The 25,513-nt window shown below is 65.2% G+C and carries 22 protein-coding genes and 1 other RNA gene; 11 read left to right on the forward strand and 12 right to left on the reverse strand.

Features of this window, described 5'->3' with window-relative positions:
• Nucleotides 1–71: 71 nt before the first annotated feature.
• Nucleotides 72–2,771, forward strand: coding sequence for a TonB-dependent receptor domain-containing protein (locus EWH12_RS07335; protein WP_129926168.1), 2,700 nt, complete (start codon nucleotides 72–74; stop codon nucleotides 2,769–2,771).
• Between the two features lie 127 nt (nucleotides 2,772–2,898).
• Here the strand turns inward: EWH12_RS07335 and EWH12_RS07340 are convergent, their stop codons facing one another.
• Both EWH12_RS07340 and ssrA read right to left on the reverse strand, forming a co-directional pair.
• On the reverse strand, nucleotides 2,899–3,288 hold the full coding sequence (locus EWH12_RS07340; protein WP_129926169.1) for a tetratricopeptide repeat protein: 390 nt from the start codon (nucleotides 3,286–3,288) through the stop codon (nucleotides 2,899–2,901).
• Nucleotides 3,289–3,641: 353 nt separating this feature from the next.
• Nucleotides 3,642–3,994: a transfer-messenger RNA gene (gene ssrA, locus EWH12_RS07345) on the reverse strand.
• A gap of 39 nt (nucleotides 3,995–4,033) precedes the next feature.
• On the opposite strand from ssrA, the gene EWH12_RS07350 reads away from it, so the two are divergent.
• The 7 genes from EWH12_RS07350 to lexA all read left to right on the forward strand — a co-directional run bounded on the left by EWH12_RS07350 (nucleotide 4,034) and on the right by lexA (nucleotide 9,758).
• Nucleotides 4,034–4,789, forward strand: a complete 756-nt coding sequence (locus tag EWH12_RS07350) for an NRDE family protein (protein ID WP_129926170.1) — start codon at nucleotides 4,034–4,036, stop codon at nucleotides 4,787–4,789.
• A gap of 57 nt (nucleotides 4,790–4,846) precedes the next feature.
• Nucleotides 4,847–5,437 (forward strand): anthranilate synthase component II, encoded by a 591-nt coding sequence (locus EWH12_RS07355; RefSeq protein WP_129926171.1) that lies wholly within the window; start codon nucleotides 4,847–4,849, stop codon nucleotides 5,435–5,437.
• 136 nt (nucleotides 5,438–5,573) lie between these two features.
• Entirely contained in the window at nucleotides 5,574–6,566 is a 993-nt protein-coding gene (gene trpD / locus EWH12_RS07360; RefSeq protein ID WP_129926172.1) for an anthranilate phosphoribosyltransferase, read from the forward strand.
• On the forward strand, nucleotides 6,563–7,354 hold the full coding sequence (gene trpC, locus EWH12_RS07365; RefSeq protein ID WP_129926173.1) for an indole-3-glycerol phosphate synthase TrpC: 792 nt from the start codon (nucleotides 6,563–6,565) through the stop codon (nucleotides 7,352–7,354). Before trpD ends, trpC begins: the two co-directional genes overlap by 4 nt.
• Complete coding sequence (gene moaC, locus EWH12_RS07370) at nucleotides 7,351–7,824, forward strand: cyclic pyranopterin monophosphate synthase MoaC (protein WP_129926174.1); 474 nt, start codon at nucleotides 7,351–7,353, stop codon at nucleotides 7,822–7,824. The genes trpC and moaC overlap by 4 nt, the downstream gene beginning before the upstream one ends.
• The gene (locus EWH12_RS07375; protein ID WP_129926175.1) at nucleotides 7,821–9,002 is read left to right on the forward strand and encodes a molybdopterin molybdotransferase MoeA; all 1,182 of its coding nucleotides are present in this window, start codon (nucleotides 7,821–7,823) and stop codon (nucleotides 9,000–9,002) included. The genes moaC and EWH12_RS07375 overlap by 4 nt, the downstream gene beginning before the upstream one ends.
• A gap of 69 nt (nucleotides 9,003–9,071) precedes the next feature.
• On the forward strand, nucleotides 9,072–9,758 hold the full coding sequence (gene lexA, locus EWH12_RS07380) for a transcriptional repressor LexA (protein ID WP_129926176.1): 687 nt from the start codon (nucleotides 9,072–9,074) through the stop codon (nucleotides 9,756–9,758).
• Here lexA and EWH12_RS07385 read toward each other — a convergent pair.
• Nucleotides 9,749–11,920 carry a ComEC/Rec2 family competence protein gene (locus tag EWH12_RS07385; protein ID WP_129926177.1) on the reverse strand — a complete coding sequence of 724 codons (2,172 nt, stop codon included), beginning with the start codon at nucleotides 11,918–11,920 and terminating at the stop codon, nucleotides 9,749–9,751. The genes lexA and EWH12_RS07385 overlap by 10 nt on opposite strands.
• A gap of 69 nt (nucleotides 11,921–11,989) precedes the next feature.
• Here EWH12_RS07385 and gltX point away from each other — a divergent pair, with 69 nt between their 5' ends.
• Both gltX and EWH12_RS07395 read left to right on the forward strand, forming a co-directional pair.
• Nucleotides 11,990–13,411: a glutamate--tRNA ligase gene (gene gltX / locus EWH12_RS07390; protein ID WP_066602209.1), complete on the forward strand. Its 1,422-nt coding sequence runs from the start codon at nucleotides 11,990–11,992 to the stop codon at nucleotides 13,409–13,411.
• A 20-nt stretch (nucleotides 13,412–13,431) separates the two neighbouring features.
• Nucleotides 13,432–14,718 (forward strand): citrate synthase, encoded by a 1,287-nt coding sequence (locus EWH12_RS07395; protein ID WP_066605291.1) that lies wholly within the window; start codon nucleotides 13,432–13,434, stop codon nucleotides 14,716–14,718.
• 82 nt (nucleotides 14,719–14,800) lie between these two features.
• On the opposite strand, the gene EWH12_RS07400 is transcribed toward EWH12_RS07395, so the two are convergent.
• From EWH12_RS07400 to EWH12_RS07415, 4 genes are all read right to left on the reverse strand, one after another.
• Nucleotides 14,801–16,180, reverse strand: a complete 1,380-nt coding sequence (locus tag EWH12_RS07400; RefSeq protein WP_129926178.1) for a sensor histidine kinase — start codon at nucleotides 16,178–16,180, stop codon at nucleotides 14,801–14,803.
• On the reverse strand, nucleotides 16,177–17,277 hold the full coding sequence (locus tag EWH12_RS07405; protein ID WP_242495974.1) for a hypothetical protein: 1,101 nt from the start codon (nucleotides 17,275–17,277) through the stop codon (nucleotides 16,177–16,179). Before EWH12_RS07405 ends, EWH12_RS07400 begins: the two co-directional genes overlap by 4 nt.
• Nucleotides 17,278–17,323: 46 nt before the next feature.
• Entirely contained in the window at nucleotides 17,324–18,490 is a 1,167-nt protein-coding gene (locus EWH12_RS07410; protein ID WP_129926179.1) for a hypothetical protein, read from the reverse strand.
• A 90-nt stretch (nucleotides 18,491–18,580) separates the two neighbouring features.
• Complete coding sequence (locus EWH12_RS07415; protein ID WP_129926180.1) at nucleotides 18,581–18,883, reverse strand: Hpt domain-containing protein; 303 nt, start codon at nucleotides 18,881–18,883, stop codon at nucleotides 18,581–18,583.
• 80 nt (nucleotides 18,884–18,963) lie between these two features.
• On the opposite strand from EWH12_RS07415, the gene EWH12_RS07420 reads away from it, so the two are divergent.
• Nucleotides 18,964–21,636: a coiled-coil domain-containing protein gene (locus EWH12_RS07420; protein WP_129926181.1), complete on the forward strand. Its 2,673-nt coding sequence runs from the start codon at nucleotides 18,964–18,966 to the stop codon at nucleotides 21,634–21,636.
• A 10-nt stretch (nucleotides 21,637–21,646) separates the two neighbouring features.
• Here the strand turns inward: EWH12_RS07420 and aac(6') are convergent, their stop codons facing one another.
• From aac(6') to EWH12_RS07445, 5 genes are read right to left on the reverse strand one after another with little or no spacing between them, the layout of a single operon-like run.
• Nucleotides 21,647–22,108: an aminoglycoside 6'-N-acetyltransferase gene (aac(6'), locus tag EWH12_RS07425; protein ID WP_129926182.1), complete on the reverse strand. Its 462-nt coding sequence runs from the start codon at nucleotides 22,106–22,108 to the stop codon at nucleotides 21,647–21,649.
• On the reverse strand, nucleotides 22,105–22,374 hold the full coding sequence (locus EWH12_RS07430) for a DUF1467 family protein (RefSeq protein ID WP_066602224.1): 270 nt from the start codon (nucleotides 22,372–22,374) through the stop codon (nucleotides 22,105–22,107). The genes aac(6') and EWH12_RS07430 overlap by 4 nt, the downstream gene beginning before the upstream one ends.
• A gap of 9 nt (nucleotides 22,375–22,383) precedes the next feature.
• A complete protein-coding gene (locus tag EWH12_RS07435; RefSeq protein WP_066602227.1) occupies nucleotides 22,384–24,021 on the reverse strand; it encodes a ribonuclease J in 1,638 nt (545 codons plus the stop codon).
• On the reverse strand, nucleotides 24,021–24,800 hold the full coding sequence (locus EWH12_RS07440) for a type III pantothenate kinase (protein WP_129926183.1): 780 nt from the start codon (nucleotides 24,798–24,800) through the stop codon (nucleotides 24,021–24,023). Before EWH12_RS07440 ends, EWH12_RS07435 begins: the two co-directional genes overlap by 1 nt.
• Before the next feature lie 10 nt (nucleotides 24,801–24,810).
• Nucleotides 24,811–25,512 carry a biotin--[acetyl-CoA-carboxylase] ligase gene (locus EWH12_RS07445; RefSeq protein WP_129926184.1) on the reverse strand — a complete coding sequence of 234 codons (702 nt, stop codon included), beginning with the start codon at nucleotides 25,510–25,512 and terminating at the stop codon, nucleotides 24,811–24,813.
• Nucleotide 25,513: the final 1 nt, after the last annotated feature.

The raw sequence follows: 25,513 nt of genomic DNA on the forward strand, positions 1-25,513 counted from the left end.
GGGGCGGGGGAGCGTGCAACCGCGCTTCCCCGCCTTCTTTGCACTGAATTTTCCCAAGGGGGATATATAGCATGTCGAAGCCGCTCAGCCTGGCGCGCCTGCTCCTGATTTCCACCGCGCTGGTCGCTCCCATGGCGATGGCGCAGACCGATGCCGGCCAAGCCGGCGCACCGACCACCGGCGACGCCGGCCTGTCGAGCACGCCCAGCGCCGCCGACGAAGCCGATGCGCAATCGGGCAATGTCGACGTATCGGTTCCTGGTTCCGACATCATCGTGACCGGCCGCCGCAACAGCAATATTTCGCAGTCCGCGCCGCAGGTGGTGAACGTCCTGTCCGCGGCCGACATCAAGCGCACGGGCGAAGGCGACATCGCCGGCTCGCTCCAGCGCGTGACCGGCCTGTCGGTCGCATCGGGTGGTTATGTCTATGTTCGCGGCCTGGGCGATCGCTATTCGCTCGCCCTGCTCAACGGTTCGCCGCTCCCCAGCCCCGAACCCTTGAAGCGCGTGGTCCCGCTCGACCTGTTCCCCACCAGCGTCATTGCATCGACGCTGGTGCAGAAAAGCTTTTCGGCCAATTTCCCCGGTGAATTTGGCGGCGGCGTCATCAACCTGACGACCAAGGCGATCCCGACCGAATCCTATCTGGAATTCGGCGTCGGCAGCTCGGCCAACACCGAAACGTCGGGCCAGCTGGGCTACACCTATTATGGCAGCAAGTCCGACTGGACCGGCTTCGACGACAGTTCGCGCGACGTGCCGCCGCTGCTCAAAAACGCTTTTGGCGGCGGTGTGCCGTTCGCCAATATCGACCGCGTCGATCAGCAGGCGATCGCGATGCAGTTCCTCAATAGCAAGACCTCGGTCGTGCAGCGGACGAACAGCCTGCCATTCAACTTCTCCGGCACGCTCAACGGCGGCACCGCGTTCGACATCGGCGATGCGCGCGTGGGCGTCATCGCCACGGCGGGCTATAGCAATAAATGGCGCACCCGCGACAATTTGCAGCAGGCGTCGCTGACCGTGTCGGAAGGCGCGGGTAAAAGCGCCAACCAGGTCGTCACCGACAATCAGGTGACGGTCAACGGCCTGCTGGGCTTTGGCGCCGAATGGGGCGACCAGAAGGTGCGCTGGACCAACCTCTACATTCGCGACACGTTGAAGCGCGCCTCGCTCGCAATCGGCCAGAATGACGGCCAGATCCAGGGCGCCGACTATCTGACGCAGCAGACCGCTTGGTATGAGCGGCAGTTGATCGACACGCAATTCACCGGCGAGTTCAAGTTCAGCGATGCGCTCAGCCTCGACCTGCGCGGCTCCTACGCCAATTCGCAGCGCGAAGCGCCCTATGAGCGCGAATTCGTCTATGTCCGCTCCAACCGCGATCTCGACATCGATCCGGTCGGCGACCGCTTCATCAACGCGCTCAACCGCCAGCGCGGCGACGCATCGGTGACGTTCAGCGATCTCAACGAAAATCTGTGGTTCGGCGGCGCGGACCTCAGCTACAAGATCGCGCCCAAATTCGTGATCACCGGCGGTTACGCCTATACCGACACGAAGCGCACCTCGTCGCGCTACGAACTGCATTTCGACGCGGTCAATCTGCCGATCCCAGTGCAGCAGTTGCGCCCCGACTATCTGCTGTCGGATGCGACGATCCAGCTATACGATCTGGGCCTGCTCGACTTCTCCGGCAATTATCCGGTCTATGACGCCGCGATGCGCGTCCATGCCGGCTATGGCCAGGTGAAGGCGGAACTTTTCCCCGGCTTCAGCATCGACGCCGGCGTCCGTTATGAAAGCGGCCGCCAGTCGGTGACAGGCGTGGACGTCTATGCAACCGGCGTGACCCCGTTCAACCAGATCAAGAACGACTATTGGCTGCCTGCCGTCACGCTGACCTTCGATGCGGGCGGTGGCCTGCAATTCCGCGCGTCCGGCTCCAAGACGCTGGCCCGTCCGCAGTTCCGCGAACTGATCGCCCAGCCGTTCATCGACACCGATTCCAACCGCTTCTATCGCGGCAACCCCTTCCTGCAGGACAGCGAACTGTGGAATGCTGAAATCCGCGCGGAATGGTATATGGGGCGTGACGAGCGGCTGACCGCATCGGGCTTCTACAAGAAGATCAAGAACCCGATCGAAACCTACACCACCATCAGCGACACCTATGCGGTGACGACCAGCTTCGCCAACGCGCCGGAAGCGACGCTCTACGGCGGCGAAGTGGAAGCGCAGAAATATATCCCGCTCGACGGGATGGACTCGGCCTTCTTCCAGAGCCGCCGGATCGCGCTGATCGCCAACTATACCTATACGCAGTCGAAACTGAAGGTCAGCGATGGCGACACCACCATCCCCTACACCTACACGACTGGCGATCTGCCCGCCGCGTCCGACTATTTCATCGACGGCGCGCCGTTGACGGGCCAGTCGGACCATCTGGTCAACCTCCAGATCGGTCTGGAGGACACCGACAAATTGTCGCAGCAGACTCTGTTGCTGACCTATGCCAGCGATCGCGTCACCAGCCGCGGTCCCAACCTGCAGCCGGACATCAAGGAACGGCCGGGCATCCAGCTCGACTTCGTGGCGCGGCAGGGCGTGAAGCTGCCCGGCGGCATCAACAGCGAATTCAAGTTCGAGGCCCGCAACATTCTGGGCCGCAAGTTCCAGGAGTTTCAGGAACAGGACGGCAACCGCGTCTATTATAACCGCTACAAGATCGGCACGACGCTCGCCGCCTCGCTCACCGTGGCTTTCTGATCGGACGATCCATCGCATGAAAAAGGCCGGCCGGGGGAACCCGGTCGGCCTTTTTCATGTCCGGCAAAGCGAAGGGGCGCCGCCCTGTCGGACGACGCCCCCGCTCCCTGCACCTTATGCTATGCGTTCAGCGCATGGCGTAGCTGGGGTTGAGGCGGGTAAGTGCGCGCATTGCGACCGTGCGCGAGGATTCTTCCGCGCCATTGGCCAGCAGCAGCGTCGTTTCCGGCGCGAAGCGGGCGGAGCGATAGGCTTCACGCGCCTGCGCCAGGCGGCCGACGCCGGCATAGGCATTGCCCAGGTTGATAAGCCGGGCCGGGTCATTCTCGCCATAGACCTGCATCGGCTCCAGCTTGCGCAGCGCCGCGTCATAGCGTCCCGCCGCCAGCGCACTGGCGGCCAGCCGGCCTTCGGGACCGGCGACGACCACCAAATCCTGCCCTTCGGCCGCCGCCTGCGCCATGTTCGGCGTCATCACCGCCAGCGCCAGACCCATGATTGCAGCGACCTTCTTCATCTCTCATGCCTCCAGAAAAAACTTCTCACTATAGCCAGAATTATTTCATTTAGATGACATAAGGACAAGGGTGCATCGGACCAGCAAAAACGATTTTGTTTTATGTTATTTCAGCATGTTATGATTTTTACGCGATACTGTCATAAAAGCGTAATCGAAAAAGATCGCAGATGGAAGGCGATTCGAATCATCCATGCCGCGCAATGGATCGCCACCAACAGACGCGCTTTGTCCCTCGCCGCGACATCATCTGCAGCGGCGCACGACCAACGGCACGCAAAAGCCGGCCGCATGTCTCTGACGATAAGGAATAGGTCCGGGAGGTTCTGTTGCCCGGCCCTCCCGGAGGCCGCTGAATTCCCTTCTGTTGCCCGGTGGGTTCAACCGCGCTATTTTAGGATAATATCAGGCCGTGAGGCCCTCAATTACGCTGCAATGGCGAGTGCTTCGTTATCGTTGGCACTTGTGAGTTTTGCACAGTTTAACGGCTTACACGGGCCGGGTGAAAATATCGCCTTTGAACACACGTCGATCCTAGTTCGGCCCCGTCAGGAAACCCAAAAGCTGTAAGCGATCGGGCCTTCTGGTGGAACCGCCGGGTACTGCCCCCGGGTCCGCTGCGTCTATTATACGACACAATTTATCACCATAGCCGGGCGAACCCGGCACCATCCATATGGCCCCAAACGGATGGTTTTTCAAGCCATGCACTTGCGGGATTCGCAGGGGGCGATACAGCGGCCCCATGTGCATCATGGCCATGGCCTGGGCGGCGCATCGGCGCTGGCGCCTCATCCTGATCGGCAATCGCGACGAATATCACGCGCGAGCCGCCGCCCCGCTTGATCGCTGGGACCACCGCGCCGGGCTGATCGCCGGACGCGACCTGCAATCGGGCGGCACCTGGGTTGGCGTGTCGGAGGCTGGCCGGGCGGCGATCGTCACCAATTTGCGCGGCTATGGCGGGCCACAGCCACACCTCGCCTCGCGCGGCGCGCTCGTGACGGACCTGCTGGCGGGCGACGGCCCCTATGCCGATGTCGCACAGGCGGCGCTCGACGATTTCAACCCGTTCAACCTGATCCTGGTCGAACCCGATCGCGCATATTTCCTCACCAACCGCCCACAGCCGCTGCGCACGCGACTCACGCCGGGCCTTTACGGCCTGTCCAACGGCGCGCTCGACGCGCCCTGGCCCAAGACGCTTGCGCTCAAGGCCGCCCTGCTCGCCTGGTTGACCGACAGCGCAGACGCGCCCGATCGCCTGTTCGACGCGCTTCGCCGGGAAAGCCTGCCCGACGTCGGCATCGCCCCCGCCATCCCGTCCGACGCCCCGGACGAAGCCGCCGCCTCGCCGATCTTCATCCGCAATCCGCTCTACGGCACGCGCTGCAGCACCGTGATCGCCATCGACCGCGACGGCCAGGGTCAGATCATGGAACGCCGCTTCGACCGCGACGGCGGCGATGCGGGTGACACCCGGCTCCACTTCCAATGGTAGGGCGCATCCCTACCTCCCCACTTCCCCCCGCGCGCATCCCGCGCTAAGGCTCTGCCCATGATCCTCGTCATCGACAATTATGACAGCTTCACCTGGAACCTGGTCCATTATCTGATGGAACTGGGGGCTGAGGTTCAAGTCGTCCGCAACGACGCCATTTCTGCAGGTCAGGCCCTGTCCAGCGGCGCGAAGGCGTTCCTGCTCTCGCCCGGCCCCTGCACCCCCAATGAGGCGGGCGTCAGCCTGGACCTCGTCGCCGCGTGCGCCGACGCCGGCGCGCCTTTGCTGGGCGTGTGCCTGGGCCACCAATCGATCGGGCAGCATTTCGGCGGGAAGGTTGTGCGCGGCGGGCTGATGCACGGCAAGACGTCGCCTGTCACCCATGACGGCACCGGGCTGTTTGCAGGCCTGCCCTCGCCCTTCACCGCCACACGCTATCATTCGCTGATCGTGGAGGATATTCCGGACAGCCTGGTGGTGAACGCGACCAGCGAGGACGGATCGGTCATGGGCTTCCGCCATGCGACCCTGCCGATCCATTCGGTGCAATTCCATCCCGAAAGCATCGCCACCGAACATGGCCATGACATGCTGGCCAATTTCATGACGATTGCGGGCATCCCGGTGCGGGAGCGTGAAACGGCCTGATCGGGCCCTTTCGCCCGATCGCTTTTCGAATATTGCGGCAATAGGAAAGTAAATTTCCACGCCGGTAGGAAAAGTGCGCCAACAAGCGCCAGCGCCCCCTCGACTCTCCCGCCCGCCGCCGACTAAGGCAGGGTCTATGACCCGCCTGCCCGATCCTTCCGCGCCGCTCGGCTTCGACGCCGCAGCCCAGGCCTTCGACCTGCTGTTCGACGCCGATCTGCCCGAAGCGGACATCGCCGCCTTTCTCGTCACCATGGCGCGCCGCGGCGAAACCGCGGTGGAGATCGCCGCCGCCGCCCGCGCCATGCGCGCGCGCATGAAGACGGTCAGCGCGCCCGATGGCGCGATCGACGTCTGCGGCACCGGGGGCGACGGGCATCATACGCTCAATGTCTCCACAGCTGTCTCGCTCGTTGTCGCAGCATCGGGCGTGCCGGTCGCCAAACATGGCAATCGCGCCGCCTCTTCCAAGGCCGGCGCGGCCGACACGCTGGAGGCGCTGGGCCTGAACCTGGACCGGGCCGCCGCCACCGCCGAAGCGACGCTGGCCGACCTCGGCATCTGCTTCCTCTTCGCCCAGAATTACCATCCCGCGCTCAAACGGCTCGGCCCGATCCGCAAGGCGATCGGCGAACGCACCATCTTCAATCTGATGGGACCGCTCGCCAATCCGGCGAAGGTCCGTCGCCAACTCGTCGGCATCGCCCGCCCGGCCTATGTCCCCATCTATGCGCAGGCGCTCGCCGACCTGGGCGTCGACCACGCCATGATCATTTCGGGCGACGAAGGACTGGACGAACTCTCGCTCGCCGGGGGCAACGACATGGCGGAGGTGAAGGGCCATGACATCGTCGCCATGCACCGGCTGACCGCCGCCGACCTCGGCCTCTCCACTCAGCCGGTCGAGGCGATCCGCGGCGGCGACGCCGCCCATAACGCCGCGGCGCTGCGCGCCCTGCTGCAAGGCGAACCGGGCGCCTATCGCGACGCCGTGCTGCTGAACGCCGCCGCCGCCCTTGTCGTCGCCGACGCCGTCCCCAATCTGCGCGAAGGGGTGGAAGAAGCCGCCGAAACCATCGACCGCGGCCTTGCCAACGCGCTCCTCAATTGCTGGATTGCCTATACATGACCAACAAGCTGATCGAAATCTGCGATTTCAAGCGCGAGGATGTAGCGCGCCGCCGGGCCGCGACCACCGTGTCGGCGCTTCATGCCCGCGCGAGCGAACAGACGCCGCCGCGCGGTTTCCGCCAGGCGCTGGACGCTGCCGCGCGATCGGGCTTCGGCCTGATCGCGGAGATCAAGAAGGCCAGCCCGTCCAAAGGGCTGATCCGCGCCGACTTCGATCCGCCCGCCCATGCGCGGGCCTATGCGGCCGGTGGCGCCGCCTGCCTCTCCGTCCTGACCGACGAACCCTATTTTCAGGGTCATGACGATTATCTGATGGCCGCCCGGTCGGCCTGCGCAATCCCGGTGCTGCGTAAGGATTTCCTGGTCGATCCCTGGCAGGTGCTGGAAAGCCGCTCACTCGGCGCGGACGCCATCCTTATCATCGTCGCCGCGCTGGACGATGGCCAGATGCAGGAGATAGAGGAAGCCGCGCTCGGCCTTGGCATGGACGCCCTGATCGAAGTGCATGACGAGGCCGAACTGGACCGCGCGCTGAAGCTCCGCTCGCGCCTGATCGGCGTCAACAACCGCGACCTGCGCGATTTCTCCGTCGATTTCGCACGCACCTACGAACTGGTGGGCAAGGCGCCCGAAGGCTGCACCTTCGTCGCTGAAAGCGGCCTGACTGGTCATGCCGATCTGGTCGCGATGGCCGACCATGGCGTGCGCTGCTTCCTGGTCGGTGAAACGCTGATGCGTCAGGCCGATGTGGAGGCGGCGACCCACAATCTGCTGACGGGCGCATGAGCGGCCTCACCCATCTGGACGAAGACGGCGCGGCCCGGATGGTCGATGTCGGGGCCAAGGCGGTCACGGCGCGCGAAGCCATCGCCTCCGGCCGGATCGCCATGAGCGCGACCGCCGCCAGAGCCATCGCCGACGGTCTGGTCAAGAAGGGCGACGTGTTGGCCGTGGCGCGAGTGGCTGGCATCATGGCGGCCAAGCGCACCGCCGACCTCATCCCGCTCTGCCACCCGATCGCGCTCAGCGCCGTGACGGTCGATTTCGCGTTGGACGATAGCGGCGCCACGGTCACCGCCACCGCGCGCACCGCCGGCCAGACCGGCGTGGAGATGGAGGCGCTGACCGCGGCCTCTGTCGCGCTGCTGACCGTCTATGACATGGCCAAGGCGCTGGACAAGTCGATGATCATCGGCGGCGTCTGCCTGATCGCCAAAACCGGCGGCAAGTCGGGCGACTGGCGGCGCACGCCATGAGCCTGCTGCCGGTCGCTGAGGCGCAGGCGCGCCTGTTCGCTCTCGCCCCGCGACTGGCGACCGAAACCGTGCCGATCACCGCCGCCGCCGGACGCTGGCTGGCGCAGGATCTGGCGGCGCTGCGCGACCAGCCCTGGGCCGATCTGTCGGCGATGGACGGCTATGCCGTGCGCGCCGCCGAAGCACCCGGCCCCTGGCGCGTCACCAGCGAGAGCGCGGCCGGCGCGGCGGACCTTGCAGCCCTGGCGCCGGGCGAAGCGAGCCGCATCTTCACCGGCGCGCCGCTACCGCCGGGCGCCGACACCATATTGATCCAGGAAAATGCGACCCGCGACGGCGACTGGCTGACCGCCAGCGCCGATCCGCTACCCCCAGGTCGTCATGTCCGCACCGCCGCCTCCGACTTTGCGCAGGACGCCCTGCTGCTGGAGGCTGGCGGTCGCCTCGGCCCGGCTCAGGTCGCGCTCGCCGTGCTGGGTGGCCATGGCGTCGTGCCGGTCGGCGGTCGGCCGACGGTCGCGCTGCTGTCCACCGGCAATGAACTGGTGCCGCCCGGCGCCCCGACGCCGCCGGGTTTCCTGCCTTCCTCCAACGCGCCGATGCTTGCCGCCCTGCTCGCCGCCCTGCCCTGCGACGTCATCGACCTCGGCATCGTGCGGGACGACCTCGATGCGATGGTGGCCGCGATCGAACGGGCGCGCACGGCCGACATCATCGTGTCGACCGGCGGCGCCTCCGTCGGCGACCATGATTTGGTCCGTCCCGCTTTTGTGAAAGCAGGCGGCGCGCTCGATTTTTGGAAGATCAAAATGCGGCCGGGCAAGCCGCTGATGGCGGGGCGAATCGCCGATACGCTGTTCCTGGGCCTGCCGGGCAATCCCGTCTCCGCCTTCGTCACGGCCACGCTGTTCCTGTTGCCGCTGGTCCGTCATCTGGGCGGCGCACGCGATCCGCTGCCACCGACAAGCGACGCGCCGCTCGCCTCACCGCTGCCCGCCACCGGCGATCGTGACGATTATCTGCGCGCCTGGCGCGGACCGGGCGGCATCGTGTCGGTCACGTCACAGGACAGCGCGGCCACCGCCGCCATGGCGAAGGCCGACTGCCTGATCCTGCGCCCCGCCGGATCGCCGCCGGCGGCTCCCGGCGATCGGGTCTTGATTCTGCCGCTGCCCTGACATGTTCGGTGCTTGACTAACCTTCATCTGTTTCCTATGCGTTCCTCATACGTTCCACGGAGGATCGCAATGTTGACGCCCAAGCAGCAGGAATTGCTAAGCTTCATTCAGACCCGCTTGGACGAAGGCGGCGTGTCGCCTTCTTTCGAGGAAATGAAGGATGCGCTGGACCTGCGGTCCAAATCCGGCATTCACCGCCTCATCAACGCGCTGGAGGAGCGCGGCTTCATCCGTCGCCTGCCCAATCGCGCCCGCGCGCTGGAAGTGCTCAAGCTCCCCGATGCGATGCATCGCGCGCCCGCGCCAGTGATCGCGCTCAAGCCCAAGGTCGCGCCGCCCGCCCAGCCGCCGATGATCCCCACCGCCGCCAATGACGTGATCGAAATCCCGCTGCACGGCCGGATCGCGGCCGGTGTGCCGATCGAGGCGATGGAAGGGCAGGCGATGCTCTCCGTGCCCGCCGCGCTGCTCGGCGCGGGCGATCATTATGCGCTGGAAGTGTCGGGCGATTCGATGATGGAAGCCGGCATCCTCGACGGCGACTTCGCGTTGATCCAGCGCACCGACGTCGCCCGCGAAGGCCAGATCGTCGTCGCGCTGATCGACGAGGCGGAAGCGACGCTGAAATATTTCCGCCGCGAAGGCAGCCGCGTCCGGCTCGATCCGGCCAACCCGGCCTATGAGCCGCAGATATACGATCCGCGCCAGGTCCGCATCCAGGGCAAGCTCGCGGGGCTGCTGCGCCGCTACAATTGAGGCCTGTGTGATTGGGCCTTAAATGATTCAGGCTGTTCCCTCCACGTCCGGCGGGTCTGGCGGGCGACCCAGGGATGCGCGTCGCCCGCCCGATGGACGGTGTGAACTTCGCCCTTCGCCAGGATCATGGACAGCCCGCCGGTACGCGCGAGCGACCGGCGGTCGACCTTCATCCAGCGCGGTCGGCACCAGCGCGGCAGGCCCCGATCGCTGACGACGATGTCCGCCGCCGCGCAATCGCCGGCGAAACTCGACCGATCGATCAGCACATTGCTGCGAGTAAAGAGCAGCCGCCAGTCGCGGCCCTTGCCATCCTTCATCCTCATGGCGCACATATCCTGCGAGCAGCGCGTCTCCGGCAGCGCCGCGATCGCCGCCAGTTCGCCGTCATAACCTGCACTTTCCGACAGCACGTCCCGCACATAATCCCCCGCCCGATCGCGCAATATCGCCATGCCCTTTCCCGTCCGCACGGCGACATGCCGCCCGTCGCCGGTAATCAGGATATCGGGCGGCGCGGCGGTAAAGGTGACCGCCACGCCGATCAGCACCGGCGCAAGTCCCAGCCATCGCCATCCCGTCCGCCATAACAGGCACCAGAGCAGTCCGACGATGGTGATGCCGAACAGCCCCATACCCATGGTCGGCGCGAGCAATGTGGCCATAGGACTCGCCGCCACGCCATGAGCCAGCAGCAGCAACAGGTTCAGCGCCTGCTGCGTCAACCACCAGAACGGCGCGCCCAACCCTACGACATCCAGCACGAGCGCCAGCGCCTCCAGCGGCATGACGACGAAAGTGGTGAGCGGGATCGCGATCAGATTGGCGAAGGCGCCGAGCAGGCCCGCCTTGTGAAAATGGAACAGCGCGATCGGCATCAGCACCAGTTCGACGGCGATCCCGGTCGCCAGCGTGACAACCAGAAAGCGACCCGTCTTGCGAATCACGCCCTCGTCCCTGACGGCGGCAAAGGCGCGAAAGCGCGGATGTTCGGCCAGCGCCACCAGCGCCGTCACCGCCGCGAAACTCATCTGGAAACTCGGCCCGACCAGCGCTTCGGGCCACAGCAGCAGCACGACCAGCGCCCCGGTCGCCACCAGTCGCAATGTCACCGCATCCCGACCCATCGCCAGTCCGCCCAGCACCAGCAAGGCCGCGACGCAGGATCGCACCGTGGGCACCTCCGCCCCGGTTAGCAGCGTATAGCCGATCCCCGCCAGCGCCCCGCCCGCCGCCGCGATCAGCATCAGCGGCCAGCCAAGCGCCGCCCGCTGGCTCAAGGCCATCACGCGCATCAGCAGGAAAATGACCGCCCCGATCAGCGCCGTCACATGCAAGCCGCTGATCGACAGAAGATGCGCCAGCCCGCTGCGCCGCATCGCTTCCGCATCCGCTTCGGGGATCGCGCCCTGATCCCCGGTCGCCAGAGCGGCAGCGATTCCTTCGGCGGGACCATCCACTTGCTCCAATATATGGCCGAACAACCGCGCCCGCAGCGGTGGCGCGGCGGTGGAGGGGATCACTATCTCTATGGGCTTCAACGCCTTGCCGGTGGCCCCGATCCCCTGAAAATAGGCGCGCGCCGCAAAATCATAGCCGCCCGGCACACTCGGCGGCGCCGGCGGCATCAAGCGCACGCGAAACCGCAGACGCGCGCCCTCGCCCAGCCCCGTCGGCACATCGGCATCGGCGATATTCACCCGCACAACGGCCGGCAGATTGGGCGCGTGAACCGGGCGTAGCATGACGCGCACCATCGCCTGTGCCGGAACGGGACGCACCGCCGTCACATCGCCGATTACCTGCACGAAGGTCGCCCGGCCCAGTGGCGGCTGGCCCCACAGCATCGCCTTCCCCCAGACCAGCAGGCATCCCATGCACGCCAGGATGCCGCCCGCGACGCATATCCGGCGCAACCGCCCTCCGACCGGCAGCATCGCCCCCATGCAGGCCATCGCCAGCGCGCCGCAGCAAAAGGCCAGCCAGTCCATGGCGTGAGGCAGGATGAACCAGCCCGCAATCCCGCTGCCCAGCCCGATCGGCGCCCATAATCCGATCTGTTCGCGCTCACACTCCAGCCAGCTTTCGAGTCGCTCCAGCGCCGCACGCGCCCATGCCGCCGGCCTCGCACCAAGGGAGGTTTGTCGTGGCTCAAAAGCCATGCTAGGGGGCGCAGCATCCATGGGTCAGCTAGGCGAATGTCAGGGAATATGACGGCAAGTGCAACGGGAATGAACAAGCCGGTGGTGACCCGTTTCGCCCCGTCCCCCACCGGGTTCCTGCATATCGGCGGCGCCCGCACCGCGCTGTTCAACTGGCTGTTCGCGCGCCATCATGGCGGCAAGTTCCTGTTGCGGATCGAGGACACCGATCGCGCCCGTTCGACCGATGCGGCCGTCGCCGCGATCTTCGATGGGCTGGAATGGCTGGGCCTGGGCGGTGACGAGCCTGCCGTCTTCCAGTTCGCGCGCACCCCGCGCCATGCGGAGGTCGCCAACCAGTTGCTGGAAACAGGCCACGCCTATCGCTGCTATGCGACGCCGGAAGAGCTGTCCGAACTGCGTGAACAGCAGCGCGCCGCCAAGCAGCCGATGCGCTATGATGGCCGCTGGCGCGACCGCATGCCGGAAGATGCGCCCGCTGGCGCGCCCTTCGTCATCCGCATCAAGGCGCCGCGCGAAGGCGAGACGGTAATCGAGGATGCGGTGCAGGGCCGCGTCGTCGTGCAGAATGCCGAGCTGGACGACATGATCCTGCTGCGGTCCGATGGCACGCCCACCTATATGCTGGCCGTCGTGGTCGACGATCATGACATGGGCGTCACCCATGTCATTCGTGGCGACGATCATCTCAACAACGCCTTCCGCCAGCTCAGCATCATCAAGGCGATGCAGTGGGAGGAGCCGATCTACGCGCATATCCCGCTGATCCACGGACCGGATGGCGCGAAATTGTCCAAGCGCCACGGCGCATTGGGCGTAGACGCTTATCGCGACGAGATGGGGATGCTGCCCGAAGCGGTGCTGAACTATCTGCTGCGTCTGGGCTGGGGCCATGGCGATGAAGAGATCATCTCGATCGCCCGCGCCATTGACCTGTTCGATATCGGCGGCGTCGGCCGGTCGCCTTCGCGCTTCGACATCAAGAAGCTGGAAAATCTGAACGGACATTATCTGCGCGAGGCCGACGATGCGCGTTTGGCGGGATTGGTTGCGCCTCATGTGAAGCAGCGGCTTGATATCGCTTTGACGGATGCCAATCTTTCGATTTTAACCCAGGCGATGGCTTCGCTGAAGCCGCGCGCCAAAAACCTTAATGAAATTGCGGAGGGCGCAGAATTTCTATTCAAAAATTGCCCGCTCGATTTTGACGAGAAGGCATCCGCTCTGCTAGACGACTCCGCGCGCGCGCTGCTGAAGAAGACAGCCGACGCTCTCCAGCCCGTCCAGTCCTGGACGGTCGAAGCGATCGAAGACGTGATACGCCGCGTGGCAGAGGATGCCGGTCTGGGGCTGGGCAAGGTAGCGCAGCCGCTGCGCGCGGCGCTGACCGGCCGCACGGTCTCGCCGGGGATTTTCGATGTCCTCTTCCTTTTGGGGAAAGAGGAGAGCTTGGAACGACTGAACGATGTTGGGCACGCATCGGCCGGTTGATGGCACTCAAGGAGAACAATATGTCGGATAATAATGCCACTTTGACCGTCGGGGGAGACACGAAGGACTATGCCGTCATGGACGGCACGGTCGGCCCGCAGGTCATCGACGTGCGCAAGCTCTACGCCAATACCGGCATGTTCACCTATGATCCGGGCTTCACCTCCACCGCCAGCTGCGAATCCGGGCTGACCTATATCGACGGCGACGCGGGCATCCTGCTTCATCGCGGCTATCCGATCGGACAGCTGGCCGAAGAATCCAGCTTCATGGAAGTCTGCTACCTGCTGCTGAACGGCGAATTGCCGTCGCAGAAGGAACTGGAAGACTTCACCACCACCATCACGCGCCATACCATGGTGCATGAGCAGCTGTCGGCCTTTTTCCGCGGTTTCCGCCGCGACGCGCATCCGATGGCGATCATGGTGGGAGTCGTCGGCGCCCTGTCGGCCTTCTATCATGACTCGACCGACATCAACGACCCGGAACAGCGCCGCATTGCGAGCCATCGCCTGATCGCCAAGATGCCCACGATCGCTGCCATGGCCTATAAATATTCGGTGGGTCAGCCCTTCGTCTATCCGCGCAACGACCTCAGCTACACCGCCAATTTCTTGCGCATGACCTTCTCGGTCCCGGCGGAGGATTATGTTCCCGATCCAGTGATCGTGGACGCGATGGACAAGATCTTCATCCTCCATGCTGACCATGAGCAGAACGCCTCGACCTCGACCGTGCGTCTGGCCGGTTCGTCGGGCGCCAACCCGTTCGCCTGCATCGCGGCCGGCATCGCCTGCCTGTGGGGTCCGGCGCATGGCGGCGCGAACGAAGCCGCGCTCAACATGCTGCGCGAAATCGGCACCGTCGATCGTATCCCGGAATATATCGCCCGCGCCAAGAACAAGGACGATCCGTTCCGCCTGATGGGCTTTGGCCATCGCGTCTATAAAAATTACGATCCGCGCGCGACCGTGATGCAGAAGACCGCGAAGGACGTGCTGGAGAAACTGGGCGTCAACGATCCCGTCTTCGACGTCGCCAAGGAACTGGAGCAGATCGCGCTCAACGATCCCTATTTCGTCGAGAAGAAGCTCTACCCGAACGTGGACTTCTATTCAGGCGTGATCCTGTCGGCGATCGGCTTCCCGACCGAAATGTTCACCGTGCTCTTCGCCCTCGCCCGCACCGTCGGCTGGGTGGCCCAATGGAACGAAATGATTTCGGACCCAGCGCAGAAGATCGGCCGCCCGCGCCAGCTCTACACTGGCCCGACCCAGCGCGACTATGTCGGCGTCGACAAGCGCTGATTGGCATCGAACCAACGCTATGATGAAGAACGGCGCCCGATGGGCGCCGTTTTTTATGGCAACAAAGGGTCGTTGGATCGCGTCAGGCGACCGGAAGCGATAATATGAAGCGTGCGCCTTCACCCGGTGCGCCGCCGATGCGGATATCACCGTTCATCGCGCGGGCGAGGCGGCGGGAAATATACAGGCCAAGCCCGCTGCCCCCGGCGTCGTCGCGCCCCAGCCGCTCGAATTTTTCGAAAATGCGCTCGCGATCGGCTGGCGCGACACCAGCGCCCTGGTCGATCACAGCGATGCGCGCCTGGCCGCTTTCCCATTCGGTCGCGATGCGCACCTGCGTACCTTCCGGGGCATAGCGTACGGCGTTACCGATCAGATTGACCAATATTTGGAGTATCCGGCGAAATTCCCCGATCGCCAGCAGGCGGGCGTCCGGCGCCGGTGCAACGATGGTGATCCGTCGGTCCAGCGCTTTGACCGCCAGCAGTCCCGCCGCGCGGCGTCCCAGATCGGCCAGATCGACCTCTTCGGCGACGACGCTGAAATCCGGGCGATCGATCGCCTGCAAATCGGCCAGATCGTCGACCAGCGCCATCAAATGCCGGCCTGCCGCCGCTATGTCGGTGGCATAGCCCGCATAGTCGGGGCGCAGCGGCCCTTCCAGTTGCGCGCTGATCGTGTCGGCGTTCGCGATGATCCGGCCCAGCGGCTGGCGCAGCGAGCGATCGAGCCGACGCCCAAACTCGACCGGATACAGCGTCAGCGGCGCTTCGTCCGCCAAAGGCGCGGCGACCGCCAGTTCCAGCGGGAAGGCGGTGCCACGATAGCCGGTCAATTGGCCGGCATGGTCGAACATCGGAAAGGCCGACAGGCGGAAATGGCGCGCGACATCGCTCGCCAGCACCGCCTGTTGATCGCGAAAGGCGCGCCGCTGGGCAAAGCCGCGCAGCATCGCCATGTCGCCGTCGCCGTCCGCCTGCAACTGGAAATAGGCGGAAAAGCGCGTCCCCGGCACGGGCGGACTGACCGGCAGCGTGCCGCTGTCGCCATTGCCCGCCAGCACCATCTCGAACCGCAACTGGGTGTCGATCTGCCAGGTCCAGCCATCGGCCAGCGCCGCAATATCGGCTTCCCGCCGGCCATCGTCTGGCGGTAGCGGTGCGGCGGACCGTTCGCGCCAGTCGACGACCGACAGGCTGACGCCCTTGTCGCTCTCCGGCTTGGCTCGCACCCACATATCGATGTCGCCGCGCTGCGCCGCCGCGACCACCGGCCGCGACACCAGAACGCCCAGTCGCGCCGCCAGCCGCGCGATCGCCACCAATTGCGGCACGGCGAAAGGTGCGCCCAGATCAGCGCCCGCTTCCCGTTGCAGCGCCAGCAGCGGCGCGTCCGCGCTCAGCAGGCGGCCGTCAGCTGACAAGGCGGCGCGCAATATGGCGGGATGCGACGGCATGTTCATGCGCCTGCGACCGCCCGCAAATGATCGAGCTTGGCGCGGAACGCGGCCGATGTCCGTAGCGCGGCGATCGCGCTGTCGGCCTGTGCTTCGTTCAACGCCTGATAGCGATCCGCCTCCGCCACGATCGCCGCATCGGACAGCGAAGGCCGCACCGGCCGCAACGACAGCAACAAATGCCGGAAATCGGCGCCCGATCCGCCCAGCGCCCGGCATAGGATCGCGACCTGCGACAGCGGTCCCATCACCAGCATCTCGATCACTTGGCCGCTTTCCAACCGGAGTTGCCGCGCTGTGACCGCCGCGAACAGCAGGAAACGCCGCCGTTCCAGCAAGCGGCCTAACAGGTCCGGCGCGTCGGCCTTCTCGCCCATGCGACGCACCAGTCGATCCGCCTGAACGATCGGACAGGCCGCTTCGTCATGGTCGGCCAGCAAAGCCCAGCCCGACCGGTCGAAGGCGGCCAGCAGCCGATCGTCGGCATCGACCATGGTCCGTTGCGCAACGACGGTCAGGCAGGCGGCGACCAACCACAACAGTTCGGCGAAATATTCGGCGGGCAGATCGGGCTTCATCGGCGTGTCTTCCCCGCCCATGGCAAGCCAGCGCCCTTCGGCCAGCGCCAGCCCCGACAAACCGTCGCCCAGCAAGGTATCATCGATCGATGTCGCTGCGGCCCCATCGACCTCGTTCAGTTGCTCGACATCCGCCTGGCCGAACTGGCGTAGCATCACCGTCACGCCAGCCCGCATCTGCATATGCGCCAGAAGGCCGGGGCCAAGCAGGCTGGGATGCGCCCGCACCATCGCCCAAGCGACCGGCGCCGGCCAATGATCCAGCGCTGCGGCGACATCGGGCGCATGTTCCAACGACAGGCGCAGGGCCATTTCGATCGCGGTGATGCATCCGCCGATATGGCGGCGCGTTTCGGCGATCAGGGCGTCGTGGCGCGCCTGCCCTTCGTCGGGAAAGAAAAACGCCAGGTCGATGGCGTGGGCGACCGGCACGGCGGACATGCCGGCCATGACCCGCGCCATTGGCCAGTTGCCCGCCATGGCCGTGCCGGTAAGGGACGAATAGGCGCTCATGCCGGTCAGCATAATCGCACGTCCTTAAAATGCACTAAACCGTGCCGGGGAAAATCGTTCAATTGCGCTTTCGCAGCAAGATGGTGCCGACCGACGCGATCGCCAGCAAAATGGCGACGCGAAAGCCCTGCGCCATCATCCCGACAAAGCCGGTCAGGATCAGCAGCAGCAGTGCCGTGCCGGGCGTGAAGATCATCCACGGCCGGGCCGCAGCCGTCCGGCCCCAGCGATCGGCCACCATCAGGATGCCGAGCAGAAGCGCGAGGTCAGCCGCCAATGTCGTGCTGCCGGCAAAGACCATCGCTGCCAGCACCAGCACCGGCGCGCAGAAGGCGAACCAGCCCGTCAACGGTGCCCGCAACGCGAGATCGCCCAGCCGATCGCTGATTTCCGACAGCAGAAGCGCGCCCAACAACAGGCAGAATCCGGTGAGCGGCCAACCCAGTTCGATCGGCACCAGCGCCACCGCGCCCAGCGCAATCGCGGCGATCCGCACCTGAAGTGCTGGCACCTGCATCCGCATGAGTGGCGGGCTGACGATGCGGGCCAGCGGCGCCAGCAGATAATGTTCGATGCCTCCGCGCGCATGGGCGCGGGACGATCCAGCCGCGGTTACGGCCTGCGCCACCAGGTCGGCCTGCGCCTGGCTTTCGACCAGCGCCACGCGCCCTTCCAGCAGATCGTCCTGCGGCACGGTGACCCGCCTGGCGCCCCTTTGCACGCCGGTCCGCACCAAAGTCAGCGCCAAATCCCAGTCGCCGATCATGTCGAGCGTACCGAACAACAGGTCCGGGCTGATCCGCGCCAGGCCCGCCCAGCGCTGGCCCGCGTCGATCCGTTCGAACGGCGCGCTGGCGCGGCTGTCGTCCGTCACCAGCATGGCATTGCCCTGAGCCGCGCCGATGCCGTCATAATGCGCCTGTGCGACGATCGCGCCGTCCGCCACCAGCAGCACGTCGCTGTCGCGCGGCGCATCCCGCACCATCGACACCATGTCGCGCACCAGCGCCACCGCGATGCCGTCCGCGCTCAGACGATCGACCGCTTGCGACAAGGCGGGCGTGATGGTGCTGACCAAAATCATGATTCGGTCGGCGCCCGCCTGCGCCGCCTGCCGCGCCTGATATTCCACCAGCGTCTGGCCAGCGAAATACAAGCTCGCGCGCAAACCCGCAGGCGAATCGCCCGATGCGCGACTGGCGCTCAGAATAGCGGCGAAACTCATGGCGTTTACGTTTGTCGACCCGATTGTTGTGCGACGACCTTTTCGCAAGGCGGAGCGTTTCGCGCAAGCAACGCTTTTAGCGTCGGCCGATCAACTGTGATCGAGTCCCGCCAGCGCCGCTTGGAGACGACGAAGCACGCGCGGATCGCCAGGCGCAGCGGCGGCCGCCTCGTCGGCCAGCGCGATCAAGGTCGTCAGCCCGAAGCTGGCCGCCAGTCCCTTGAGCCGCCAGGCGGCCAATTCCCAATTGGCGTCGCACCGCGCCCGGCCAAGCAGGTCGATCTGCCGCGCGGCGCTTTCCAGAAAAGCGACGCGCAGGTCTGCGATCAGTGCGCTGTCTTCGCCGACGGCGGCGGCCAATGCGGCATGAAGGGCGCCAGGATCATAGGACATGGCGACAGACGCTATCTGGCTTGCGTTAAGTTTTGGTAACAGGGCATTTGCGCGGGCGGAAAAGATGCTAGGATGATGACATGACAGGGGGCAGCACCATCGTCGAGTTCTGGCGAGACGAACACATCGCGACCGGCAACGAGTCGCAGGCGGACGATATTTTGCTATTGAAACAGGCGGTTCTCGATATTGACGAGGATGACGCGACGGAAGGAGTCGGAGACCACCGGATAAAGCGCATCCGCTGGGGCCTGTTGGTTCTGGCCATCGCCTGGATCGGCTTTGCCGGCTGGGCGATCGCGACGTCCGGCGATCTGGCTGCCGGCCCGTTCGCCTGGGCCAACGCCATCGTCACGCTCGCCATCCCCCTCATCCTGCTGGGCGTCGGCTATATGCTGCTGGTCCGCAACAGCCGCGCCGAATCGCGCCGCTATCTTGATACCGCGCGCGCGCTGCGTACCGAGGCCGACCTGCTGGAACTGCGGCTGGGCCGCATCGGCAGCCAGTTGGAAACCGCGCGACAGGCGATGCAGGACCAGGCGGAATTGCTCGACAGCTATGGCGCCGCCGCCAGCAGCAATATGGAAGCGTCCGCTGAACTGATTGCAGCACGCTCCCAAGCGACCGCCGAACGGGCGGAAACCGCCGAGCGCGCGGCCGTCTCGCTGGTCGCTCGCATGGACATGCTGATCGGCTCGATCCCCGAACTGGAGGACCGCACCAGCCGCATGACTGCGCAGATGATGGACAATGGCCATGCGCTGGCCGAGCGGATCGACACGCTGGAGGCCCGCCTCCATTCTCTCGCTGAACTGTCCGACGATGCGCGTGCGCGCACGCTTTCTGCGACCAAGAGCCTGTCCAGCCAATTGACCCAGTTGCAGGAGACGACCCGAACGGCGGCTGAAGAAGTCACCGGCATGGCCGAGATTGCCGCCGGCCGAATCGACGCCACGGCGCAGAGCGCACGCCAGGCGATGGATCGCAGCCGCCAGGATTTGGAAATCCAGGCCGCAGCGTTGGCGACGCTGATCGAAGCGGCGCAGGCCGGTGTCGCGGAAACCAGCGCGCAGGTTCGCCGGACGCTGACCGATGATCTCGATAGCGCGGAACATGATCTGCGCCGGCGCATGGAGAGCGCTTTAGTCGGCATGAAGGACAGCATGGCATCTACCGACGAGGCGCTGTCCCGTCGCGCGGAGGCCTTGGAAACGCTGGTCGCCGCGGCCCGAAACGGCATGAGCGGGGCGAGCGAAGAGGCGCTCGCCCTGTTTGAACGCGACATTGAGTCGATGGAGACGGACCTGCGCCGTCGCTTGGACGATGCGTTGCGACAGGCTCAGGAAACGCTGGCCATCACCGATGGCGGCCTGACCAGCCAGACAGCGACCCTCGACGCCTTGATCACCCGCTCGCGCGACAGCCTGACCGCAATCGGCGATGATACCGTGACCGGCCTCAGCGACTCGATCGGCGACGTCGAAAGTCGCCTGCATCAGATCAACGACATGATCGAGGGCCAGCGCAGCCTGATGTCGAGCCTGCACAACAGTCTGCATGACACCATCGCCTCGACCGAAGGCCGTTTCGCCGCCCTGGAGGACAGCGCTCTGGCGCGCGGCGAACGCCTGACCGGCGCACTTGTCCGCATGACGGAGGAAACGATGCGGATCGACAAGGCGCTATCGGCTGGCGGCATGACAGCCGAAAAGCTGATCGGATGCGCCGAGACGCTTCTGGTCGCGCTCGATTCGAGCGTTCGGGAACTTGACGAAACCTATCCCGCCGCGCTCGAACGATTCGACGCGCGGCTGGAACAGAGCCGCGCCTTGCTGGGCAGCACCGCGCCCGAAATGGAGCGGCTGGAGGCGATTTCCGAGGCGCTGGTAGGCCGCACCGCAGAAGCCGAAGAGATGCTGCGCGGCCAGGGCAGCCGTCTGACCGAATGGCTGGAAAGCACGCAGGGCGGACTGGAAGCCAATCGCGGATTGGTGGAGCGCCTGCGCAAGACGCTCGACGCCGCGCATCAGGACGCGACGCGCATTACCGAAGGCGCTGGCCCCTTGCTGGTGACGGCCCTGCTGCGGGTCAAGGACACGGCCGATCAGGCGTCTGAACGCGCCCGCCAGGCGCTGGGCCGCGCCATTCCCGATGCGGCGCAACAACTGGCGCAGGCCAGCGATGAAGCGCTGCAGGCCGTGATCGGCCAGAAGGTGACGGCGCAGATCGAACAAGTCGCGCGGGTCGCGGAGGAAGCGGTCAAGGCCGCGCATCAGGCGTCTGAACGCCTCACCCGCCAACTGCTGACGATCGCCGACACCAGCGCCAGCGTCGAACAGCGGATCGAGGAAGCGGAACGCGCGTCGGAAAGCCGCGATCGCGACCATTTCGCGCGGCGCTCGGCCTTGCTGATCGAATCGCTCAACAGCACGGCGATCGACGTCGCCAAGATATTGTCCAACGACGTCACCGATTCGGCCTGGTCCGCCTATCTGAAGGGCGATCGCGGTGTGTTCACCCGCCGCGCGGTCAAGCTGCTGGATGTCGGCGAATCACGCGAAATCGCGCTTCATTATGATAATGACGCGGAGTTCCGCGATCATGTGAACCGCTATATCCATGATTTCGAGGCAATGCTGCGGATCATCCTGTCGGCGCGTGACGGCAACGCGCTGGGCGTCGCGGTGCTATCATCCGACATGGGCAAGCTTTATGTCGCGCTCGCCCAGGCGATCGAGCGACTGCGGCAATGATTCTCGCCGTTCAGCCGATCACTTTGCGGAAATAGACGACTCGTTCGGTTTCGATGAAGCCGGCTGCATGGTGGAAAGCATGGCTGGCCAGATGGGCGATGTCCGAGTCCGACGCCATTTCCGTGCAGCCCATGGCCAGCCCCCAGCCCTCGACGGCGTCGATCAGGGCTTTCGCTATGCCTTCGTGCCGCATCGCAGGCGTCACATAAAGACCTTCGACAAAAACGACCGGACTGGTGTCGCAACCGTTTACATAATCGCGGCGCAGCGATGCCTCGACAAAGGCGATCGCGTCACCCCGATCGTCAAGAGCGACGAAGGCAACAAGATCGCCTCCGTTCGCCATCATATCGGCAATGTGGTCATGATGATCGGCCACGGACGCATCGGGCCAGAGCGCGGCGCGCATCCGCGCCCAAGATGGTGCATGAACGGCGGCAACGCGCGCGATCCGCGCCGCCGGCCCGCTCATTGCGCGGCGCTGTAGCCGGGCAGCATGTCCAGCGTCACCCAGCCCTGCACATAATTGGCGTAATAGAGGCCGAACAGGATCGTCGCCAATATGGTCGCGCGCAGCATGACCAGACCGGGCCGGAAATTGCTGGGCGCGCTGTCCGCCTGCCCCTTCAGCAGCACTTCGCCGGTTTCATCGGGCGTGCGGATGCCGAAGGGGAGCATGATGAAGGCGCTGATCACCCACATCAGGAAATAGATAGCGAAGATGGCGTATAGGTTCATGGCCTGTAATTAGGCCCGAACCAGCAGCACGTCCACTATCGGCTTCTTGCCGGTCCAGCGCGTCGCGGTGCGGCGCACGGCCAGGCGGACGCGCTCGCGCAGCGCCTCTTCCTCCATCGAACCCTTGGGCACGGCGGCGGCGGCTTCATCGGCCGCTTCGGCCAGGAATGCCGCCTTGTCTTCCTCCACCGGCACGCCTTGCGTGCGCAATGCCGGCTGGCCGATCAGCTTGCCCTTGCGGTCGATCGCCACCGCGACACTGATCTGCCCATGCAGGCCGAGCTTGCGCCGTTCATTGATCGTCGCGCCGTCGGCGGGCAGGATGACGTCGCCGTCCAACACCAGACGGCCAGTGTCCTGCTGGCCGATGATCGTCGGTGCGCCGGGCGCCAGGCGCAGCACATCGCCGTTCGACTGCACCACCGCATGGCGGATGCCGCTGGTGATGCCGAGCCGGGCCTGTTCCGCCATGTGGCGGCGCTCGCCATGGACCGGCAGCAGGATTTCGGGACGGATCCAGCGATACATGGCTTCGAGTTCGGGGCGACCGGGGTGGCCGGACACATGGACTTCGGCCTGACGGTCGGTAACCATCAGGATATTCTTCTGCGCCAGCGCATTCTGGATGCGGCCGATGGCGATCTCGTTGCCGGGAATCTGCTTGGACGAGAAGATGACCGTGTCGCCCTCCGCCAGCTTTATAGGATGACTGTCGAACGCGATGCGGGCCAGCGCCGCACGCACCTCACCCTGGCCGCCGGTGGCGATGATCATCACCTCGCTGCGGGGCAGGTGCATGACATCGTCCCAATCGACGGTCGGCGGGAAATCCTTGAGATAACCGGCCGCCTTGGCCGTGCTGATGATGCGGTCGAGCGAACGGCCCGCCACGCACACTTTGCGCCCCGTCGCCGCGGCGACTTCGCCCAACGTCTGAACGCGCGCAGCGTTGGAGGCGAAGGTCGTGACCAATACCCGTCCCTTGGCGTCTGCCACGGTCTTCATCAGCCCTTCGCGCACATCGCCTTCGGACCCACTGGCCTTGTCGTTGAACACGTTGGTGCTGTCGCATACCAGCGCCAACACGCCTTCGTCACCAATCGCGGTCAGTTCGGCCGGGGTCGATGGCTGGCCCAGCAGAGGTTGTTCATCCAGTTTCCAGTCGCCAGTGTGGAAAATGCGGCCATAAGGCGTGTCGATCAGCACCGCATTGCCTTCGGGAATCGAATGGGCGAGCGGGACGTAACGGAAGCCGAACGGGCCGAGATTGAAGCTGGCTTCATTCGGGATGACATGCAGCTTGACCTCCTTGGAGAGGCCTTCTTCCTCCAGCTTCAGGCGGATAAGGCCGGCCGTGAAGGGCGTGGCATAGAGCGGCACGCCCAAATCAGCGGCAAGATAAGGGATGGCGCCGATATGATCCTCATGCCCGTGCGTCAGGACGATGCCCAGCAGGTCGTCGCGCCGCTCCTCGATGAAGCTGAGATCGGGCAGCACCAGTTCGATGCCGGGATAGGACGGGTCGCCGAAAGTCATGCCGAGGTCGACCATGACCCACTTGCCCTGGCAGCCGTAGAGATTGACGTTCATGCCGATCTCGCCCGACCCGCCGAGGGCCAGGAAGATCAGTTCATCCTTGGGTGTCATTATGTCTTCAAACTCCGTTCGTGCATCAGCGCGAGGCCCTGAACCGTCAGGTCCGGCGCGATCGCATCGAAAATATCGCTATTGTCGTTGAAGAGGACCGCCAGGCCCCCCGTCGAAATCACTCTGGTCGGACGGCCGATCTCGGCCCTCATGCGGGCGACCAGCCCCTCCATCATCGCCACATAACCCCAAAATACGCCGATGTGCATCTGCGCTTCGGTCGTGCGGCCGATGACCGATCGATCCTGCGGCGGCGCGATCGCGATCTTGGGCAGTTTCGCCGCTGCCGCCACCAGCGCATCGAGCGACAGGTTGATCCCCGGCGCGATGATACCGCCCTTGTAAGCGCCACGATAATCCACCATGTCGAACGTCGTCGCCGTGCCGAAGTCGATCACGATCAAATCGCCTGCGTAGAGATGGTGGGCGGCGATGGCGTTTACAACCCGGTCGGCGCCAACAGACGCCGGCTCAGCGACGTCCAGTTCGATGCCCCATTCGACGCTACCCTGCCCGGCGATCAGCGCCGGGGTCTTGAAATATTTATCGGCCAGCACCTGAAGATTGTGCAGCGCGCGCGGCACCACCGTCGCGATGATCACCGCATCGACATCGGCGATGGCATAGCCCTCCAACTGCAACAGCTGGTTCAGCCAGACCGCATATTCGTCGGCGGTGCGCCGCGGATCGGTGGCGATGCGCCAGCGTGCCCGGATTTCGCGCCCGTCCAGCAGCGCGAAAACGACATTGGTGTTACCCGCGTCGATCGCGAGAAGCATGGCTCGTCCCTTAGTTGAGAATGATGTCGCCCGCGTGAATGGCATGGCTCTGCCCATTCGCCAAGCGCAGGATCAACATGCCGTGGCGGTCGAGCGTGTCGAAAGCGCCTTCGACCTCCCCGCCATCGGGCTGCACGACACGCATCGCCGTGCCGGTCGGGTGGGCATTGAGCAGCCAGTGGGTGCGGACGGGATCGATGCCCTGCGCGCGCCAGATGGACAACCAATGGCCAAATAGCTGGGTCAGCCGCTCATAGAGCGTGGACGCTTGCGCATCATTCGCGCCCTGTGCCGCCAGACTGGTGACCGGGCGGTCCAGCCCTTCGGGATGGCCGGTGACGTTGATGCCAATACCCACGACGATCGCATCCCCGGCCCGTTCCAGCAGGATGCCGGCGATCTTGGCGCCGTCGACCAATATATCATTGGGCCATTTGATCCGCGCCTGCCCGCGACATAGCGGGGCAATCAGCGCATGGACCGCATTGGCGGCCACCAACGCCAGCGTATGGGGCAACGGATCGCTGGGCCGCAACCTGACCAGCGTGGAGCAATAGAGATTGCCGTCCGGGCTTTCCCAGGCCCGGCCCAGGCGTCCCTTGCCCCCGGTCTGGCGACCGGCGCGCAGCCAGCTACCATCACCGCCCCCCTGCCCCGCCAACGCCAGCATGTCGGCGTTGGTGGAACCGGTTTCCTCGACGAAGCGCAGCAGC

Source organism: Sphingobium cupriresistens (genome assembly GCF_004152865.1).
In the GTDB taxonomy this organism is placed as follows: Bacteria; Pseudomonadota; Alphaproteobacteria; order Sphingomonadales; family Sphingomonadaceae; genus Sphingobium; species Sphingobium cupriresistens.